Origin of the sequence: Maribacter algarum (ex Zhang et al. 2020), from assembly GCF_005885635.1 — a bacterium.
Lineage (GTDB): Bacteria > Bacteroidota > Bacteroidia > Flavobacteriales > Flavobacteriaceae > Maribacter_C > Maribacter_C algarum.
On record NZ_VATY01000003.1, the window covers coordinates 109,723 to 125,919 of the forward strand.

Annotated in this window: 20 protein-coding genes; 14 read left to right on the top strand and 6 right to left on the bottom strand. The window is 36.6% G+C overall.

What is annotated here, in order from left to right:
• Nucleotides 1-375: 375 nt before the first annotated feature.
• Complete coding sequence (locus tag FEE95_RS14275; RefSeq protein WP_138658685.1) at nt 376-1,167, bottom strand: cation efflux transmembrane domain-containing protein; 792 nt, start codon at nt 1,165-1,167, stop codon at nt 376-378.
• Nucleotides 1,168-1,280: 113 nt separating this feature from the next.
• Between FEE95_RS14275 and FEE95_RS14280 the strand changes: the two genes are divergently transcribed.
• From FEE95_RS14280 to FEE95_RS14310, 7 genes are all read left to right on the top strand, one after another.
• Nucleotides 1,281-1,820 carry a hypothetical protein gene (locus FEE95_RS14280; protein ID WP_138658686.1) on the top strand — a complete coding sequence of 180 codons (540 nt, stop codon included), beginning with the start codon at nt 1,281-1,283 and terminating at the stop codon, nt 1,818-1,820.
• Nucleotides 1,817-2,170 carry a single-stranded DNA-binding protein gene (locus tag FEE95_RS14285; protein ID WP_138658687.1) on the top strand — a complete coding sequence of 118 codons (354 nt, stop codon included), beginning with the start codon at nt 1,817-1,819 and terminating at the stop codon, nt 2,168-2,170. Before FEE95_RS14280 ends, FEE95_RS14285 begins: the two co-directional genes overlap by 4 nt.
• An 84-nt stretch (nt 2,171-2,254) precedes the next feature.
• The gene (locus tag FEE95_RS14290) at nt 2,255-2,704 is read left to right on the top strand and encodes a JAB domain-containing protein (RefSeq protein ID WP_138658688.1); all 450 of its coding nucleotides are present in this window, start codon (nt 2,255-2,257) and stop codon (nt 2,702-2,704) included.
• 11 nt (nt 2,705-2,715) lie between these two features.
• Nucleotides 2,716-2,934 (top strand): hypothetical protein, encoded by a 219-nt coding sequence (locus tag FEE95_RS14295; protein ID WP_138658689.1) that lies wholly within the window; start codon nt 2,716-2,718, stop codon nt 2,932-2,934.
• Nucleotides 2,935-3,314: 380 nt separating this feature from the next.
• On the top strand, nt 3,315-3,884 hold the full coding sequence (locus tag FEE95_RS14300; RefSeq protein WP_138658690.1) for a BfmA/BtgA family mobilization protein: 570 nt from the start codon (nt 3,315-3,317) through the stop codon (nt 3,882-3,884).
• 1 nt (nt 3,885) lies between these two features.
• On the top strand, nt 3,886-4,905 hold the full coding sequence (mobB, locus tag FEE95_RS14305) for a MobB family relaxase (RefSeq protein WP_138658691.1): 1,020 nt from the start codon (nt 3,886-3,888) through the stop codon (nt 4,903-4,905).
• Between the two features lie 9 nt (nt 4,906-4,914).
• On the top strand, nt 4,915-6,504 hold the full coding sequence (locus FEE95_RS14310) for a type IV secretory system conjugative DNA transfer family protein (protein ID WP_138658692.1): 1,590 nt from the start codon (nt 4,915-4,917) through the stop codon (nt 6,502-6,504).
• Between the two features lie 262 nt (nt 6,505-6,766).
• Here the strand turns inward: FEE95_RS14310 and FEE95_RS14315 are convergent, their stop codons facing one another.
• From FEE95_RS14315 to FEE95_RS14330, 5 genes are all read right to left on the bottom strand, one after another.
• Nucleotides 6,767-9,193, bottom strand: coding sequence for an AAA family ATPase (locus FEE95_RS14315; RefSeq protein ID WP_138658693.1), 2,427 nt, complete (start codon nt 9,191-9,193; stop codon nt 6,767-6,769).
• The gene (locus tag FEE95_RS14320) at nt 9,183-9,377 is read right to left on the bottom strand and encodes a hypothetical protein (protein ID WP_138658694.1); all 195 of its coding nucleotides are present in this window, start codon (nt 9,375-9,377) and stop codon (nt 9,183-9,185) included. The genes FEE95_RS14315 and FEE95_RS14320 overlap by 11 nt, the downstream gene beginning before the upstream one ends.
• 5 nt (nt 9,378-9,382) lie before the next feature.
• Complete coding sequence (locus FEE95_RS14325) at nt 9,383-9,838, bottom strand: hypothetical protein (protein WP_238474585.1); 456 nt, start codon at nt 9,836-9,838, stop codon at nt 9,383-9,385.
• 94 nt (nt 9,839-9,932) lie between these two features.
• Entirely contained in the window at nt 9,933-10,073 is a 141-nt protein-coding gene (locus FEE95_RS22160) for a hypothetical protein (RefSeq protein ID WP_171037052.1), read from the bottom strand.
• 114 nt (nt 10,074-10,187) lie between these two features.
• A complete protein-coding gene (locus FEE95_RS14330; RefSeq protein WP_138658695.1) occupies nt 10,188-10,862 on the bottom strand; it encodes a hypothetical protein in 675 nt (224 codons plus the stop codon).
• Nucleotides 10,863-11,237: 375 nt separating this feature from the next.
• Here FEE95_RS14330 and FEE95_RS22165 point away from each other — a divergent pair, with 375 nt between their 5' ends.
• The 7 genes from FEE95_RS22165 to FEE95_RS14360 all read left to right on the top strand — a co-directional run bounded on the left by FEE95_RS22165 (nt 11,238) and on the right by FEE95_RS14360 (nt 16,188).
• Nucleotides 11,238-11,390, top strand: coding sequence for a hypothetical protein (locus FEE95_RS22165; RefSeq protein WP_171037053.1), 153 nt, complete (start codon nt 11,238-11,240; stop codon nt 11,388-11,390).
• Nucleotides 11,391-11,428: 38 nt separating this feature from the next.
• The gene (locus FEE95_RS14335; protein WP_138658696.1) at nt 11,429-13,294 is read left to right on the top strand and encodes an ATP-binding protein; all 1,866 of its coding nucleotides are present in this window, start codon (nt 11,429-11,431) and stop codon (nt 13,292-13,294) included.
• Between the two features lie 9 nt (nt 13,295-13,303).
• Nucleotides 13,304-13,972, top strand: coding sequence for a helix-turn-helix domain-containing protein (locus tag FEE95_RS14340; RefSeq protein ID WP_138658697.1), 669 nt, complete (start codon nt 13,304-13,306; stop codon nt 13,970-13,972).
• A gap of 96 nt (nt 13,973-14,068) precedes the next feature.
• The gene (locus tag FEE95_RS14345) at nt 14,069-14,257 is read left to right on the top strand and encodes a YegP family protein (protein WP_138658698.1); all 189 of its coding nucleotides are present in this window, start codon (nt 14,069-14,071) and stop codon (nt 14,255-14,257) included.
• Nucleotides 14,258-14,767 (top strand): DUF4236 domain-containing protein, encoded by a 510-nt coding sequence (locus FEE95_RS14350; RefSeq protein WP_138658699.1) that lies wholly within the window; start codon nt 14,258-14,260, stop codon nt 14,765-14,767.
• A gap of 18 nt (nt 14,768-14,785) precedes the next feature.
• The gene (locus FEE95_RS14355; RefSeq protein WP_238474586.1) at nt 14,786-15,550 is read left to right on the top strand and encodes an ion transporter; all 765 of its coding nucleotides are present in this window, start codon (nt 14,786-14,788) and stop codon (nt 15,548-15,550) included.
• 11 nt (nt 15,551-15,561) lie between these two features.
• Nucleotides 15,562-16,188, top strand: coding sequence for a hypothetical protein (locus tag FEE95_RS14360; protein WP_138658701.1), 627 nt, complete (start codon nt 15,562-15,564; stop codon nt 16,186-16,188).
• Nucleotides 16,189-16,197 lie beyond the last annotated feature (9 nt).

Below are 16,197 nucleotides of genomic sequence, written 5' to 3' on the forward strand. Positions count from 1 at the left end.
AATTTGTAAGGAAAAATACTTTGATTTCCAGACAAGCCTTGTAGGGTTCAAATCTCGATTATCGAGTAAAAACAACATTTATCCGTAATTTATTTGAATCTTTTAATGAATATGTAGCCTTCAAAAAAAGGGATGATTTGAGGGCTGTGGAATATCTTGACAGTTTGGTATTTATATCTAAATGTTTTATAAATCGGCCTTAAAATACAATCCTGAAATAAAAGCCTATAATGAGCGAAGGCTTGAATTAGGCAAAAGCAAAATGAGTACGTTGAACACTATCCGAAACAAATTGGTCGCACGGGCCTTTGCAGTAGTCGCACTCGGGACACCCTAAATGAATACGATGGGTTACATATCTTGACCGAACCACAACTATTTTCCTAGTTTGAGAATCCGTATCGCACCCTGGACCACTAAGGCGAAAACGATAGTTCCTATTATCAGGTCCGGTTTGTTGGAACTGAACCAATTTACAAGCAGTCCCGCTATGATTACACCTAGATTGATTATGACATCGTTCGATGTGAAAATCATACTGGCTTGCATATGGGCTTCCTTGCTCTTGGATTTTTGCAGTAGGTATAGGCATATTCCGTTTGCGATCAGCGCAAAGATAGAAACGGTTATCATTGTCGAAAAGTCTGGAAGTTTCTCCGCTCCGAAAAAACGACCCATTACTTCGGCGAACCCGATAACAGCCAAGATAATCTGAAAGTATCCCGCCAGTTTGGCTATCCGTTTTTTCTTTGTCAATGTTCCCCCGACTGCAAAAAGACTGATTCCATAGACAAAGGAATCGGCCAACATATCAAGGCTATCGGCGACAAGGCCCATCGAACTTGAAAAAACCCCTGTTGCCATCTCGATGAGGAAGAATGCAAAGTTAATGGCTAGCACCATCCAAAGTGATTTTCTTTGACCTTGGCCTTCATTGAATTCCTTAACCTCCGCCTCTTCGGTCGATATTCTCTCTCCTCTCAATTTTAGTTCAAGTATCGATTGCTCGATTTGTTTGAGTTCGCCATCATGATAGACCGATAGTCTTCTGTTCGGAATGTCGAAATCCAAGTGTTCTATACATGGAATCCCGTCCAGTTTCATCCGTATCAGATTCTCCTCCGAAGGACAGTCCATTTTGGAAATTTCGAATACCGTTTTCTGCATAGATGACATATTTGGTCCGATATTACAAAAATACCCATTAAGCAAGCTATGGACAACAAGGGCCCCTTATTGCATTTTGTGCCGTTCTATAGTTATTGGATTCTTTCATAAATGTGTCTTGCCCCACATTTAGTACCTCCACAATTACATTTTTTGATAGCAAAATAACAACATCCGTTCTTGGACAGCGGCATAAACCGCTGCGCTATTTATACGCCTTACCAAGCCCGGATATTGTAGAGAAGTACAGCATCAAAAAAGGTAACGGCGAAGGCCCTATGGGAAGTAAATCAAGACTAGAAATCATGAAAGCGAATCGAATCCTCAAAAACGGAACGGCACAAAAAAAATCAAAAAAGGAAAACGCTCAGGATATAATAAGTAAATCGATTCAAAGGGTTTGCGCGGAAAAAATCAAAATGATAGAAAAAATTTATGATCGGAAATTTGGATTTACCATAGGATACACTATGGGAAGTAAATCAAAACTGGAAATCATGAAATCATATCAAATCCTCAAAAATGAATCGGAACAAAAGTTAAAAAACAACAAAAAGGAAAACGCTCTAGGTGTAATAAGTAAATCGCTATTAAATGCTGTTCGAAAAGTTCGGGCAGGTCTATTAATTCATTCCAAATATTTTCAATTATGAGTAATCTTAGAAACAAAGTCCAATTGATTGGCAACGTGGGTAATAATCCCGAAATGACCGTTTTGGAAAGTGGTAAAAAAGTAATCCGCTTTTCTTTGGCGACCAATGAAAACTACAAGAACGCCAAAGGCGAGAAAGTACAATGTACGGACTGGCACAATATGGTGGCTTGGGGAAAGACTGCCGAGATCGTAGAAAAGTATGCCGTCAAAGGCAAGCAAATCGCCATCGAAGGAAAATTGACCTCACGAAGCTATGAGACCAAAGAAGGTGAAAAACGCTACATCACGGAAGTGATCGTTAGCGAGGTTTTACTCTTGGGCACCAAGAACGAAAACAAGGCAGCCTAATGCTTTGAGATTAAAAAAGAAAGAGGGCGTTCCAGCTAAAGTATCGCCCCCTTTTTCATTACCACTAACATAAATTAATACGCAATGAAATTACAAGTTAATGAAATAAAAGTGAGCTACAAAGAACGGATAACTTCCCCCTTTTGGCATAAGATAAAATCTTCAAAAGATGCTGCCGATATGCTCTTTGAACATTGGGACAAACAGACCATACAAGTACATGAATCCTTTAAGGTCGTCCTATTGAACAACAACAATAAAGTAAAAGGTATCTACCAACTTTCAAAAGGTGGAATAACAGGAACTTTGGTTGATTTAAGAATCTTATTTGCGGTAGTCTTAAAGACCCTTTCAGTGGCAATAATCTTGACCCACAACCATCCGAGTGGAACACTAAAAGCAAGTGCGGCGGACAAAGAAATCACCTATAAAATCAAAAAGGCCGCCGAGCTTCTTGATATTCGATTGTTAGATCATATTCTGATCGTACCCAATGGCGACTACTACAGTTTTGCGGATAACGGACTGATGTAAAATTGAACGCTATGGACATCAATATAGATATACCGTTTCGTCTGAACTTTAATAATCTAGACGGAGACACACAGAAAAAATTGATGGAGCAATCCAAGAAAGAAGTAGCACTGAAATTCGGTTCTGAAATGAAAGCCTATGCCCAAGAAAATCATTTGGACTATCAAGAAATTTTGGAAGAGGAGGCTATCAAGAATCTTTACAATTACAAATTCATGTTCACTATCTAAAGAAAGGAGGTTTTAGGAGAATGGGGCGACTTTAAAAAAGTTGCCCTTTTCCGTTTCGGGAAATGCAACGCTTTTCCATATTCAATACAGATTCCTTAAAAAAGAGTCTATTTCCCTCTTAAAAAATGGTATTTCAATCCTTGTAGCTATAAGAGCCTTTACCTTGAGGGAAAGGTATTTTTTTTGACCCCTGCGGGGAAAAAGGAATAGCAAGAGGATAACACGCTAAAGCGGTGTTATGCTATTTGATTTCCTTTTCAATGCCTTGAAAATGAATTGATTATAGCTGATTTAGGCCTGAATTCGGCCTAGGAATAGGTCAAAAGTTTGTTGCAAAACATTCGGTAGACCCCTAAAACATTGAAAAAATTTGTTGCAAAATGAAGGTAAAAAACAAATACAAGTATGACTATCTGGCCTTGAACTTACGGGCAAAGGTCGTTATCCGCTTTCGTGCCTTCTCTAAAAAAACAGCCCGTTCCCATGCGGATACCTTAACGGCTATGATGGACTTTTTCGAATGGCACAACTATTCGCCCCACCAACGTTTCGGTAAAGATGTAATCGCCGGACAGAAGAAAAACCGCAAGCGAATCGATGCCGTAATCGCCATTATCAAGTCCGTTGAGAAGTCTCAGAATATTCCGATCATGAATATCGAGGCCATGCTGAAATCACTCTTTAAAGAGGAAATCAAAAAGTACGCTCCCAAATTATTGGAACCGAAAAAGGTTACTAAATCCGAACAAAAATCCAAAGCGGAAAAGAACACCATTTCAAGAATCGACTATGACCGAACACAGGAAAAACTATCCGAAACTCGGGACCGATTGAAGTATGTTTTGGAGCGGGTCGAACTGGTCAGCAACCGTTTCGGTAAGGACTTTTTAAAATTGGAAATCACTCGAGAAGAACTCGCCCGTTTCAAAAGAGGCTTAAAAGATTCATAAGATGTACATAGCGATCACAGCACAGAAATTAGGTCAAAGTTATTCGAATAGCGCAGCGGATTATGTCGCCTATCTCGAAAAGGAAAACGAGGGTTTGGAACAAGAAAATCAGGAACACTTTTTCAACCAGACGGAGGACCGAATTACTCCTGATAAAGTCATTTCGGAAATCGATGCCAATACCGCAAAACTCAAAAAAACCGAACCCAAATTTTATTCGATCGTGGTCAGTCCAAGTCAACGTGAACTCAAAAAAATAGCGGACAATCCAGAGGCTTTAAAAACCTATACAAGGGAGTTAATGAAAGATTACGCCAAGTCCTTTTACCGGGAGAAACCGGTAACGGTAGATCAGATAAAATACTTCGCCAAAATAGAGCATGAACGTACCTATCGCGGATTTGAAAAAGAGGTCTTGGAGAATGCGCCATATCGAAAACGCATCGCCAAGTTGGAGAACGATATCCGAAAAGTAGCGCGAGGTGAACTGAAGGGAACTATCAAAAAATTGGAGCAAGAAATCGCAGCTTTAAAAGAAGCCGCACCACATCAAATCAACGGCCAGATGATTGTGGCCGGAATGAAAAAAGAGGGCAATCAATCCCACATACATATCATCGTTAGCCGCAAGGATGTGACCAATACCTTTAGCCTTTCCCCTGGATCGAACTACAAGGCTTCGGAAGTTGAAATGCATGGTAAAAAGGTACAACGGGGTTTCCATCGGGATCAGTTTTTTGAAAAAGCCGAACAGACCTTTGATAGAGTTTTTGGCTATGACCGCAACTTTGTGGAAACCTATACCGCCAAGAAAACCTTGGTCAAGAATCCCGCTATGTTTCGGATGCTCTTGGGAAACCTACCAACCAACGAAAAAGCCCTTGCCTTGAAACTACTTTCAAAATCGGGAATGCGCATTCCATCCATACCCACCAACAAAGTGCAATTGGCCTTAAAAGTGTTTCACAGATTGAGACGGGGAATGCAACGGGCAATCGAATCGGGATCAATCGGAATTTAAATCAAAACCATGGAAGAACTGAATTTTAGTAGTGTGATGTTTACCCTTCTCTTTGGAAGCAGCCTTTGCTTTCTTTTGGTGCGTTTTGTCAAAGAAGGGTTCTTTATCAATATCCTTTGGATTGGACTCGGCCTTTTTTGGGCTTGGTCAAATGCTCCTCATACAAATCGATTTCTGTTGATTTTGTTGTTGATTGGATTGCCCCTATTGTTTGTCAATATCCTTTTCTATGTTTTCTTTCCCAAGGAGAGCGAATCGAATACCAATAGTAGGTATAAAGTGAAATTGCAAGTCTCAAAAGGGAATCTGCTTTTGGAAAACATCCGTAGGGGAATCGCCATTATCGGTGCCGCTGGAAGTGGTAAAACGGAAAGTGTGGTCTATCCCCTTTTAAATCATTTTAGCCAGTGGAACTTTAGTGGGGTCATCTATGATTACAAAGACTTTGAAATTACCGAAATGGCCTACCCCCTATTCAGCCAATGCGATATTCCCTTCTTTATCATTTCCTTCGACACCATTCATTCAAGGGTCAATCCCATTGCCCCGCGATACCTGCCCGATGAAGAAAGTGTCAACGAGCTTTCACGGGTACTGGTGGAAAACCTATTGGAACAGAAGGACAACAACATGAACGCCACTACCCGATTCTTTAACGATGTGGTGGAGGGTTTGGTTGGCGGTATGATATGGCGTTTGAAGACCGATTTTGAAAAATTCTGTACCCTGCCCCATTTGATCGCCCTATATCAACATCTAAATACGGCACAACTGATTGAGTTCCTATCCGACAATGTCACCTCAAAAGCTATGGCGGATGCCTTCATTAGCGGAGTGGATTCTGAACGGCAGACAGCTGGGGTTAAAAGTACCTTGGCCAATGCCTTTAAAAAAATCAGTACCCAACGGATTTTTATGGCGCTCTCAGCGGATGAAGTGGATTTGAACATCAATCACAAGGATAATTTGGCGGTTGTTTCGGTAGTTAATAACCCGAAAATCGAAACTTCCCTCTCCCCCGTTATTGCGACCATCATCCATACCATGACCAAACAAATGAGTGTACGTAATCAAAACCCTTCTTTTTTGTTGATGGAAGAAGCCGCAACCCTAAGGCTGTTGAACATGCACCGTATTCCTGCTACTTTACGTAGCTATGATATTGCCACAGTTTACGTATTGCAGGACAAGATTCAAAATGACATGATTTACGGGCCGATGGCAAGCAAGGCGATTTTGGCCAATCTGTCCTATCAGTTTTTTGGCAAGGCCAATGACCCGGACACGGCCAAATACTATGAGCGCTTTTTTGAAATCGTAAAGAAGGAGACCAAGAGCGTCAACAAGGGCTATAACCTCAACTTTGACACTCGTGTGACCAAAGGGGAGCGGGAAGTAGCGAAGACCCGTGCCGATGTATTCTATGGCTTGCAACAAGGGGCTTTCGTGGTGCTGGCGGATGGAAAGGATAAGAAGGTGCAATTCAAAACACCCAAAATTGTTAGGCAGTTGCCTTCGCCGGGGCGGAATTTAAAGGAAAAACTTCAGGAGAATTTTGAAAAGATTCATAGGGAAGTGAAAGAGATTCTAAAAAAATAGTATCAAAAATTCAAATTGTACACTCTTTACAAAAGGTGCAATTTGTAAAGAGTATTCGGCTAATACTTTGAAACAAGAAATAAAGTTAATGGATGATTTTTGAAAAAATGTACGGCTCAGTCCCTATATTCTAAAAAGTAGTTTGGCTTTTAAGAACGCTTTGAACTTCTTGAAACACTATAATGGTTAACAAACTATCTTGTGGCTCCTCTAGCAGATGACCACATGTTTTCCCAAAATTCTGATAGGTCGATACAAGCTTTTATTTTTTCCAATCGTATTTAGTTTTTCCACACCCTCCACATCTTATTTTTTTCCCTACAGTATCTAAGTTTTTCCAGGATACTTTTGGATTTGTGCAACCTTCTTCTTGACAATAGAATATTTTTTCCATTTCTTGAATATCTGCCCAGAAAGCTTTCAAATCACCGATTTTAGGATTAATTGGATTGTCATGAGATAGTAGGTTGCCTAATGTTGAAGAACTTCCAACTCTTTCAATAGTTGGAAAGTGGTCTAGTAAATCATTACTCTTAGACTTAATTCTTGATTTTAACTCACTAATCAATTCGTCAGGCATTCTCTTCTCATTAACTTCGTTGGGTCGAAAACTGACCTTCACATCTAGATTAGTACAAATCTCTTTTAATGTTGACTCTAGATATTGTCTAATGAGATTACCTAAACCCTCAACCTCAGATTCTGTTAGCTTTTTCTCTATTTTTGATTTGATACCCTCTTGTGATTCTTCAAAGTGAGTTCCTTTATCCTCTGTCCATTTTATTTCATTTACAAGCCAACCCTTTTTCTTAGCAAGTGGTTTGACAAAATTTCTAAACCATTCTTCTTCATGTGTAAGTAAAATGATTTGTCTTTCAGAAAATCTTTCAAATAACAGCTCTGCAAATCGCTTTCTATGATTAGAGTCGAAACTTGATATTACATCATCCAAAACAATGAACTCATTGATGTCATTAAAAGCGTCTACTGAGGCAAGAAAGAATGATATGCCGAAACAGTTAAGATGTGATTCACTAAAGTACTTTTGAGGAGGGGAAACCCAACTTCCATTATATTTATACTCTATAGTTATACCATTCAGTTCGTCTTCTTCTCCTATTGTGACAATCTTAATTTCCTGAAATGGTTCATAAGGATTCATATATTGATAGTACTGGTTTATCTTGGTAGAAAAAGAGTGAATAAAATTTTCTAATCCTTCTTTTTGTACTTTAATAAACTCATTATACATTATAAATAATGCAGAGCTCTGTTTCTCAAGTATCTTCCTCTCTTTTTCAAAAGTTTTTATTTTAAGAAAAGCATCCTTGGAAGCGTCTATGTTTGAATAAATCTCTGTTACATTATCTTTCTTAATAGTTTCTTTTAATTTCTTAATCCGCGTGGCTAAATCATCAAGAAAAAGATAGTCAGAACTGTTTAAGCCTATATTTTTGGAATGCTGAATTTTATCACCAGAAGCAGCTTTTACTAAGCTTGCTGTCTCCATAATCTTTAGCTTTCTGTTTATAGATTCCAAGTCTTTTTTTAGCTGCTCATTTTCTGGTGCTTTAAAAAGTGGCTCAGATAATAGGAGGTCCATCCTTTTTATTCGTTCAACACTTATACTTTCAACTAAATTTTGGGCTTTTAGAAAAGCCCCTAATTTCTTTGAAGCTTCTTCAATTTCTTTTAAGCGTTCTGCAATCTCTGTTCTTAATTTATTCTTGTTTTTAGGCTGTAAACATAACGGGCAACTCTCCTCTTTATGAAACTTTTGAATTACTTTGTCTCCAGATTTTAAAAGTTCCCCAATATAAATTTTCATTATACTTTCAACATCGGCTACAATTTTTTGGAATTCATCATAATACTCATCGTAACTAGTATTTATTGCAATTATCTCTCCTTGTAGACCAAGTAAACTAGTTTGAACTTTTTCTAAAAACGAATTTTCTTTTAATAGCTTATCATTAGTTCTTGATTTTAAATGTTTTAAAAGCGCATCGATATCTTCGATGCTTTCAATTTTCATCTTAGTATTTAGTGAAGCAATTTTTGTGTTTATTATTTCAAATAAATCCTTATCCTGACTAATTGCTGCTCCAATCTTATCTATTAGGATGCCTTTTTGTCCAGTAATTTGACCTTCGAAATTTTGATTCTTGATTTCAATTTTAATAGAAGAATAGGCCTTCCTAAGTACTTCTTTTTTCTTGGTAACTTCAGAAAAGCCAATAATATCTGAAAGATACTTTAGCTTATCTCCTTTAGTGATATCTACAAAATCATTTAAACTCTTATATCGCAGCAGTAAATTCTCTTCTTTAGACTTTACTATATAATCACGTATGTCATCCGTTTTTACGGTATAATCTTGGTCTAACTTTCCTCTCTTATAAAAAAGAGTTTTTCCTGTATCGAAATCGCTTTTTTTAAGAAATTTCATAGCTGCTTCTGACACGAAACCTTCTTCTACCGATGCATTTCTCAAAGCTTCTTTTAAGTCAATTTCATTACTAGCTAGATGGGCAACTTTATTTGTATAGAACCATTCTATAGCATCTGAGATGCTACTTTTTCCCGTACCATTATCTCCATAAATAACAATAGATTTGCCATTCAGGTCTAGAGGGAATGACTCCTTAATACCACGCAAACCTTTTATCTCAATTTGCTTAAGCTTCATTTTTATCCTTTTCTTGAATTCGTAGTTGTTGCAATTCGTTTTTTATTCTAGCCTCGGTAAGTGTACCTTCTTTATAAAGCTCGGATATCATTTTTGATATTTTAGGGTCCACACCTTCTATAGACTCTATAGTCTCAAAGAAGTTATCCAATATTTCCTGACCTGATTTCACTTCGCTGTTCATTTTTTCTATTTAAAATACTCCCAGTTAATTCGGAAACTAGTGATTAACTCATTATTCAAAATCTCTGAACTAGTCTTATTGTTACAAATAGGGTAGACACCATATTTATCAACAAAATCGAGAAGGAAGTAACTTTCTAAATCTTCAATTCTAAACTCCCAAACACTTCTTAACATCTCGAAATTTATATAGGTAAAAAGTAATGGCTCTGTCTTTCTATAATTAGATAGTCCTAGGTTCTTTGATTTACCATCAAAATGTCCTAATAACCGACTACCAATACTATTAGTTTTCTTTTCACTCATACCTATGTATAATAGTTTCGATTTATCAAATGGATAATTGATATCTATTGACTGGGTGAAAATAAAATACAAACCTGCAATACCGTTTAACGGCCTTATATTTTTTGGAATAAAATCTTTAGGACTGTCAAAATATATTGTTACTTCTTTTACCATTTATACAATTATTGTCTCTCAAATATACAGAGTTTAAACAAGTAATTGTTTACGCAAAATTGTATGGAATTTAGGTCGATTTCGCCGTTAATAGTTAATCATTTGGTTTATGCTTATGAGGTTTTAATTTTGGATGCTTTGGTTTGTTTTCAGGATTTACTCTTCTCCTTTTATCTGGAGAACCATCTTCTTTTTTTGGTTTAGGACCAGGTTTAATAGCTTCAACTTTTGTCATAACTTTCATTTAAAAAATTCAAAAATAAAAGTACCGAACTGATAGAGTAATTTTCTGTGGATATCCGCAGTAGCTTCAAAATTTTAATAAAACCATCCCATTAACCGGAAATTTTTATAAGCTATCACATGGTTGTACGTGATTATCTATAATAGTTTGAGTTATTGGCCTTAAAGTTCTTCCATTAATGGGATTCCTACCGTAAAAGGTGAAATATTCCATCTTGTTATTGTACTTGTCATACCAGATTATCGCATCATACTTTTCAAAGAATTTAGTAGTATCACAAACCGAAACTTTTCTGAAATTTTCCAATTCAGTTTCATTTAACTCAAATTCCAAGGCTTGTCCCGTGCACTCGCATTTCTCGTAATGGTCATTTACCCAAACCATACATTTCTCATCATTAATTAAGCCTATATAAGCGAGGTTACCAATAATCAAGGCAACAAAAGCCATCCAAGTATTTCTAGCTTTCCATCTTATACCATCTTTAATTAGCTTTGAGCCTCCCTTTAAATTTTTCTTAGGAGTTTTATCACCCCCTGAATTTTTACTTACATAGTCTTCATAATTCTCATAATCTAAAAATTCAGCAAGTTTGTTTAATAACTCAGTTTTTGGAGCGGACTCTTCCTTAAGGTATCTCACTAAAGATTTTGCAGATACTGATATTTTATAATTTTCTCGAAGTTCATGTTCGAGATGGGCAGCCCTACCATTATCACTTTTATTGCTTGTTTGTCTTTCTATTTTTTCAAAAGCCGCTTTAAGTAATTTCAAAATCATAAACTCCTCTTTTTTAGCATTTTAAATATATTCAAACTTAGACATTATTTGGACAAAATTGTCTGACATAATCTGGACAAACCTTTCCAAACTCTGACTACTACTGTCCATCACTTCATGATTTAATTTGCCCAATGATTGATGAGCGCTTTACCCTGCAAGTAAAGCAACGTACAACATCAATCATTGCGGGAATCCACATTGCGGCTTGTCAATAGCCGTTGAGAAGTAGCTGAAAACTACCGCAATTGGATTTCTACTTCTCAATTAGCGTCTAGAACGCTTCAATTTTCAATGGGTAGCTGTACCTAAAAACACTTTCTGCCGAAAGCGCGGACAGCCACCCTTTTGTTTAACAATTAAATTTTTAGAATCATGAAAAAAGTAATGTTGGCCATTATGGCCTTAGTATTGAATATGTCTTTATTTTCTTGTACAACCGATTCCATTGCGGAAACTGATACTCTTTATGAGACTCAATCCACTGAAGGAGATGATGGGGATGTAGATCCCGATCCGGACGCATAACTGTAAGAAAATTAGGAGTTATTTTCTAACTTAGAGGGATGAAGCAATTTCTTGCATTGTCCCTCTTTATTATTTTTTTAAAATCATTGAGCATATTCAATTCCCTAAGTTATACTGTTGTTGATTTACCTTATGAATTCACACAAGATAGCCTTCAAATAGCACTGATAAAAGATAAAATTAAACTTCTCGCTAGACAGAAGAATTACGATAGTGCAATTCATTACTCCAAAACACTACTCAGTTTTTCTAAGAAAATTCCCGACAGCTCTCTTTTAGCCGAGGCGCATTTCAGACTAGGCTTTTATCAAAAAAAACTTGACCAGTATTCCACCTCCTTTCTCAATTATAACCACTCATATCGAATTCACTTGGCATTAGGAGATAGCTTGAATGCTTCTAATCGGCTTATTTCCATGGCAAATATTCAAAAAGGAATAGGTGATTTTACCGCAAGTCAGGAGACGGCTATTGAGGCATTAAAATATCTAATCAAAACTGACCATTATAGAAATGTTTCCGGACTTTATCATATCATCTCTGTATCATTAAAAGAACAGAAAAACTATTCCGAAAGCCTAAAATGGAATGAAAAAGCAATTTCCCTGCTTATTAGTGTCAAGAAAAAATCAAATTTAGAGACAGCGAATATGTTGTTATATAAAAATACAAAAGCCAATATTTTAGCAGAGGAACAACACTACGATGAAAGCATTTCCATTTTCAAAAGCCTACTCGAAGAGAAAATAGTTAAGGAAAATAAAATCGAATACGCTCGGCTGCTTACCAATTTAGGTCGTGTCAAATGGTTAGAAAACCCCACCAATAATGAAAGTGAGAAGTTGCTTTTAAAGTCACTTCAAATAAGAAAAGAAAGGAATTCAATTTCTGGATTAATTTCAAGTAACGTTCATCTTTCCAAGTATTATAAAAACGTTGACCTAAACAAATCTTTGCAACATGCAACCGCTGCTCTAAAAAATGCACAAACCCTTAAAAACCCAGTATCAATATTAGAAGCTCTTGATTTGGTAATTCCCCTTAAAACGGAGCTTGGATTAGAATTGCATCAAGAAGCGGTCCTTTATTCCAAAACAAGGAACGAATTAACTGAAATTCAACAAAAAGTAAGAAGTATCTACGCAACAACAAAGTACGACAATAACAAACTCACAAACGATAATCTTGTCTTAAAGGCTGAAAAAGCTCAAAAGGAGAAACAGAATCTGTTATATCTTTCCGCATTTCTCGCTTCCCTTCTGGCTATAGGTTTAATTGTGTATTTCAAAAACCAACAACGAAAACGTGCCAAGATAGAAGCGGCTTACAGAACTGAGATAAGATTCGCAAAAAAAATACACGATGAAGTAGGAAACGATATCTTCTACCTAATGACCCAAATCAAAAAAAATCCACAGCTCACAGAGAACGGAGAGGCTCTTATGATTTTAGAAGGATTGGATACGGTTTACCAAAAAGCTAGGGATATCACTAGAGAATATACCCCAATCAAAACTGACGAAACTTATGGCGATGAACTGATGGCTCTTATGAATTCTTACAGTAGTGATAGCATCAAAATTGCAACCACTAAATTAGATTCCAGTTTTTGGGATGTTCTGTCACATGACAAAAAAATTCAATTTTTCTGGATCGTACGAGAATTGTTCACGAACATGCGCAAGCATAGTATGGCTACTTTTATTGGAATCACTTTTACAAAAAAAGATGGGTCGCTTAAAATAAATTACACCGACAACGGTATCGGGTTTGAAAAAAGTAAACAAGATTTCGGAAATGGTCTAAAGAATGTGGAAAACCGCATGCACGACCTCAAGGGAAGTATTAATTTCGATTCAAAACCGAATGAAGGTTTGACCATAAAAATGAAGTTTCCCATTTAATAGCACTTAATGAATTTTAAAAAGGTTTTTGTTGCGGAAGATACTGATAGTAACAATTTTGGAATAGTTGCGAAACTTGGCACACTAAATATTAAAGAAGTTAATCAAGCACAATACTGCGATGATGCGCTTTTGAAAATTAAGAAAGCAATATTCGACAAAAACCCCTACCAACTTCTAATTAGCGACCTTTCTTATGACAATACCTATCGAAAAAACAAGATAACGACTGGGGAAACTCTTATCTCAGAAGTAAAAAAGATTCAGCCTTCCATAAAGGTCATTGTATTCAGTGTTATCGATAAACAAACCACTATTCAATCCTTATTTACCCATCAGCAAATTGATGGGTATGTCTGCAAAGGCACTAATGGCTTAAAAGAACTTGAGCGAGCCATTGAAGCTCTAAATAATAGCCAAAAATATACTTGCCCAATTGCAACCGCTTCGCTACAACAGAAAAATCTTCTTCAGCTCAATACCTACGAACAACAATTACTACAGCTTTTGGCAAATGGGTACAAGCAAAGCGAAATAAGCATTCATTTTAAGAAACACTCAATTACTCCCAATAGCGTTCGCTCTATCGAATCATGCCTAAGTAAGCTTAAAGATGATTTCAACGCATCTACCCCTGCTCAATTAGTTCATTTAGTTACCAGTCTCGGTCTCATTTAACCTGTTTTTTAAAAAGTAAGATGCTCTGCGGTTTTCCGCAAGGCTTTGCCTTTTGATAGGGTTAGGTTTGAGGAATTAATCTTTAAATATAAGAAAATGGGATTTCCAAAATTTGTTATCAAAGACACCAGTGATGGTCAATTTATGTTCAACCTCCACTCTAAGGGTAATGGAGAAATTATTGCAACCAGCGAAAGATACACAACCAAAATAGCTTGCTTAAATGGTGTAGCCGCTGTAAAACGAGATGCAGCAGATGCCGAAATTGATGATCAAACCAACTAAATGAGCTTTAGACTTCAAAAACGAATAAAGCTAGGTAAGGGATTCGGACTTAACATTAGTAAGTTCGGAATCTCACCGAGTTTAAGAACTAAGAGAGGTTCTATTAGTTCAAAAGGATATTCAATAAGAACAGGTATATCAGGTTTCACCTATCGTAAGAACTTTAAAAAATCGAAAAATAGTGGGTGTCTTCTAGTAATGTGTATACCGTTCTTTCTTGTATTATTCGTGTTTTCTTGTTCTTCTGAAAGTGGTTCAACTCCCTGTCGTGATACCAATTGTGCCAATTACACTTCACAAGCAGCAGCACAAGCTGATTTTAATGCAGATCCTGATTGCCGAAATGACTTGGATGCCGATAATGACGGTATTGCATGCGAAGAGCCAGGCAATAGTGTAAAGGACTGTGCAAGCACATCCAATTGTGGCTGTTCTGGCAAGAACAAATCACCTTGCGAGGCGGATCCATGCTGTCAATGGATTGTGGGGGAAGGCTGTAACTGCGGGTAAACCTGATTTCATCTTATTTTGAAAAAACAATTTTATAACATATTACATTCGGTTCTGGTAACAAAGTTTATTTACGGGCTTATTCTGATAAACGTTGTTGCTCTAGTTCTCGAAACAAATCAAGAATTGAGAGTTGATTATAACTCCTCATTTGAGTTTATAGAATACTTCTCTATTGGGATTTTTACCATGGAATATTTATTACGAATTTGGACAGCGGACTCACATAATGATATTAAAGGAATATTCAATTCCAAAAGAGCAGGATATATCTTCTCGTTCTATGGGCTTGTCGATATGATTGCCATTCTTCCTTTTTTCTTACCGCTTATTATTCCCTTTGACCTAAGAATTATGAGAATACTTAGGCTTTTTAGACTTTTTAGAATACTTAAACTAGGTAGATATTCTAGTTCGTTTAACGGTATAAAAAATGTTCTAAAAGAAACTAAACCACAATTAGTAATTACCATTTTTATAGCAAGCATTCTTCTTCTTTTGTCTTCAACTTTGATGTTTTATGCAGAAAATGAAGCACAGCCAGAAAAATTCTCCAGTATTTCAGATTCACTTTGGTGGGCAGTTGCTACCCTAACTACAGTTGGGTACGGTGATGTCTATCCTGTTACCTCTCTTGGTAAATTCTTAAGTGCTTTTATTGCATTAATAGGAATTGGGTTTATTGCCCTACCTACAGGTATACTTAGTTCCGCATTTATTGACAATTTAAAACCCATGGACGACTCGATTAAAAGAGCATGCCCTCATTGTGGAAAAAGATAAATTCTAAGAAAATGAAAAAATCAAAATTCCATCAGCATCTATCTACCCTAAATATTCTAAAAGCAACCCCTAAAATTACGCTACGGTTTTTAAATTTTCTTTTACAAAGAAAGAAAATGACCTGTAAAGACTTTCGTCCCAACAGCTCTTATTGCATTGAAGGAACCCTCAATCAATTAATCTGGGAAGTTAAAAATGCTTTGTTCATAACAGTTAGTAATTCCTCAAAAATCTTCTTCGATTCTGATGAGCTTTTATTTCAAGCGAACAGTACACAAACTCAATTTGAATTGTGTGCATATGGAATAGGTTATAAAGAAAAGCTTAGAACACAAATTAAAGTTGTAGTTCTTGAGAAGATTGATTTAACCAATGTTGTTCTAAACTCGAATAATATAGCTGTTGAATTCAATAAGATTCTACATAATCACAATATTCGTTTGCAGCACATCCAAAATCACTCTATTTCCTTCCAAAAGTCTTTAATGCCGAAATCACCAGAGAAAAGAAGAGTACAATTTCAGCGACCTCAATTTCTAGACCAATATTCAGTTGCTCTTTTCAATACGCATTCAATAAAAGAAGTACAGAAACTAAGAGAACTAATCGAGGAGAATCAAGAGGTAGCCCAATCATAATCACCAAAA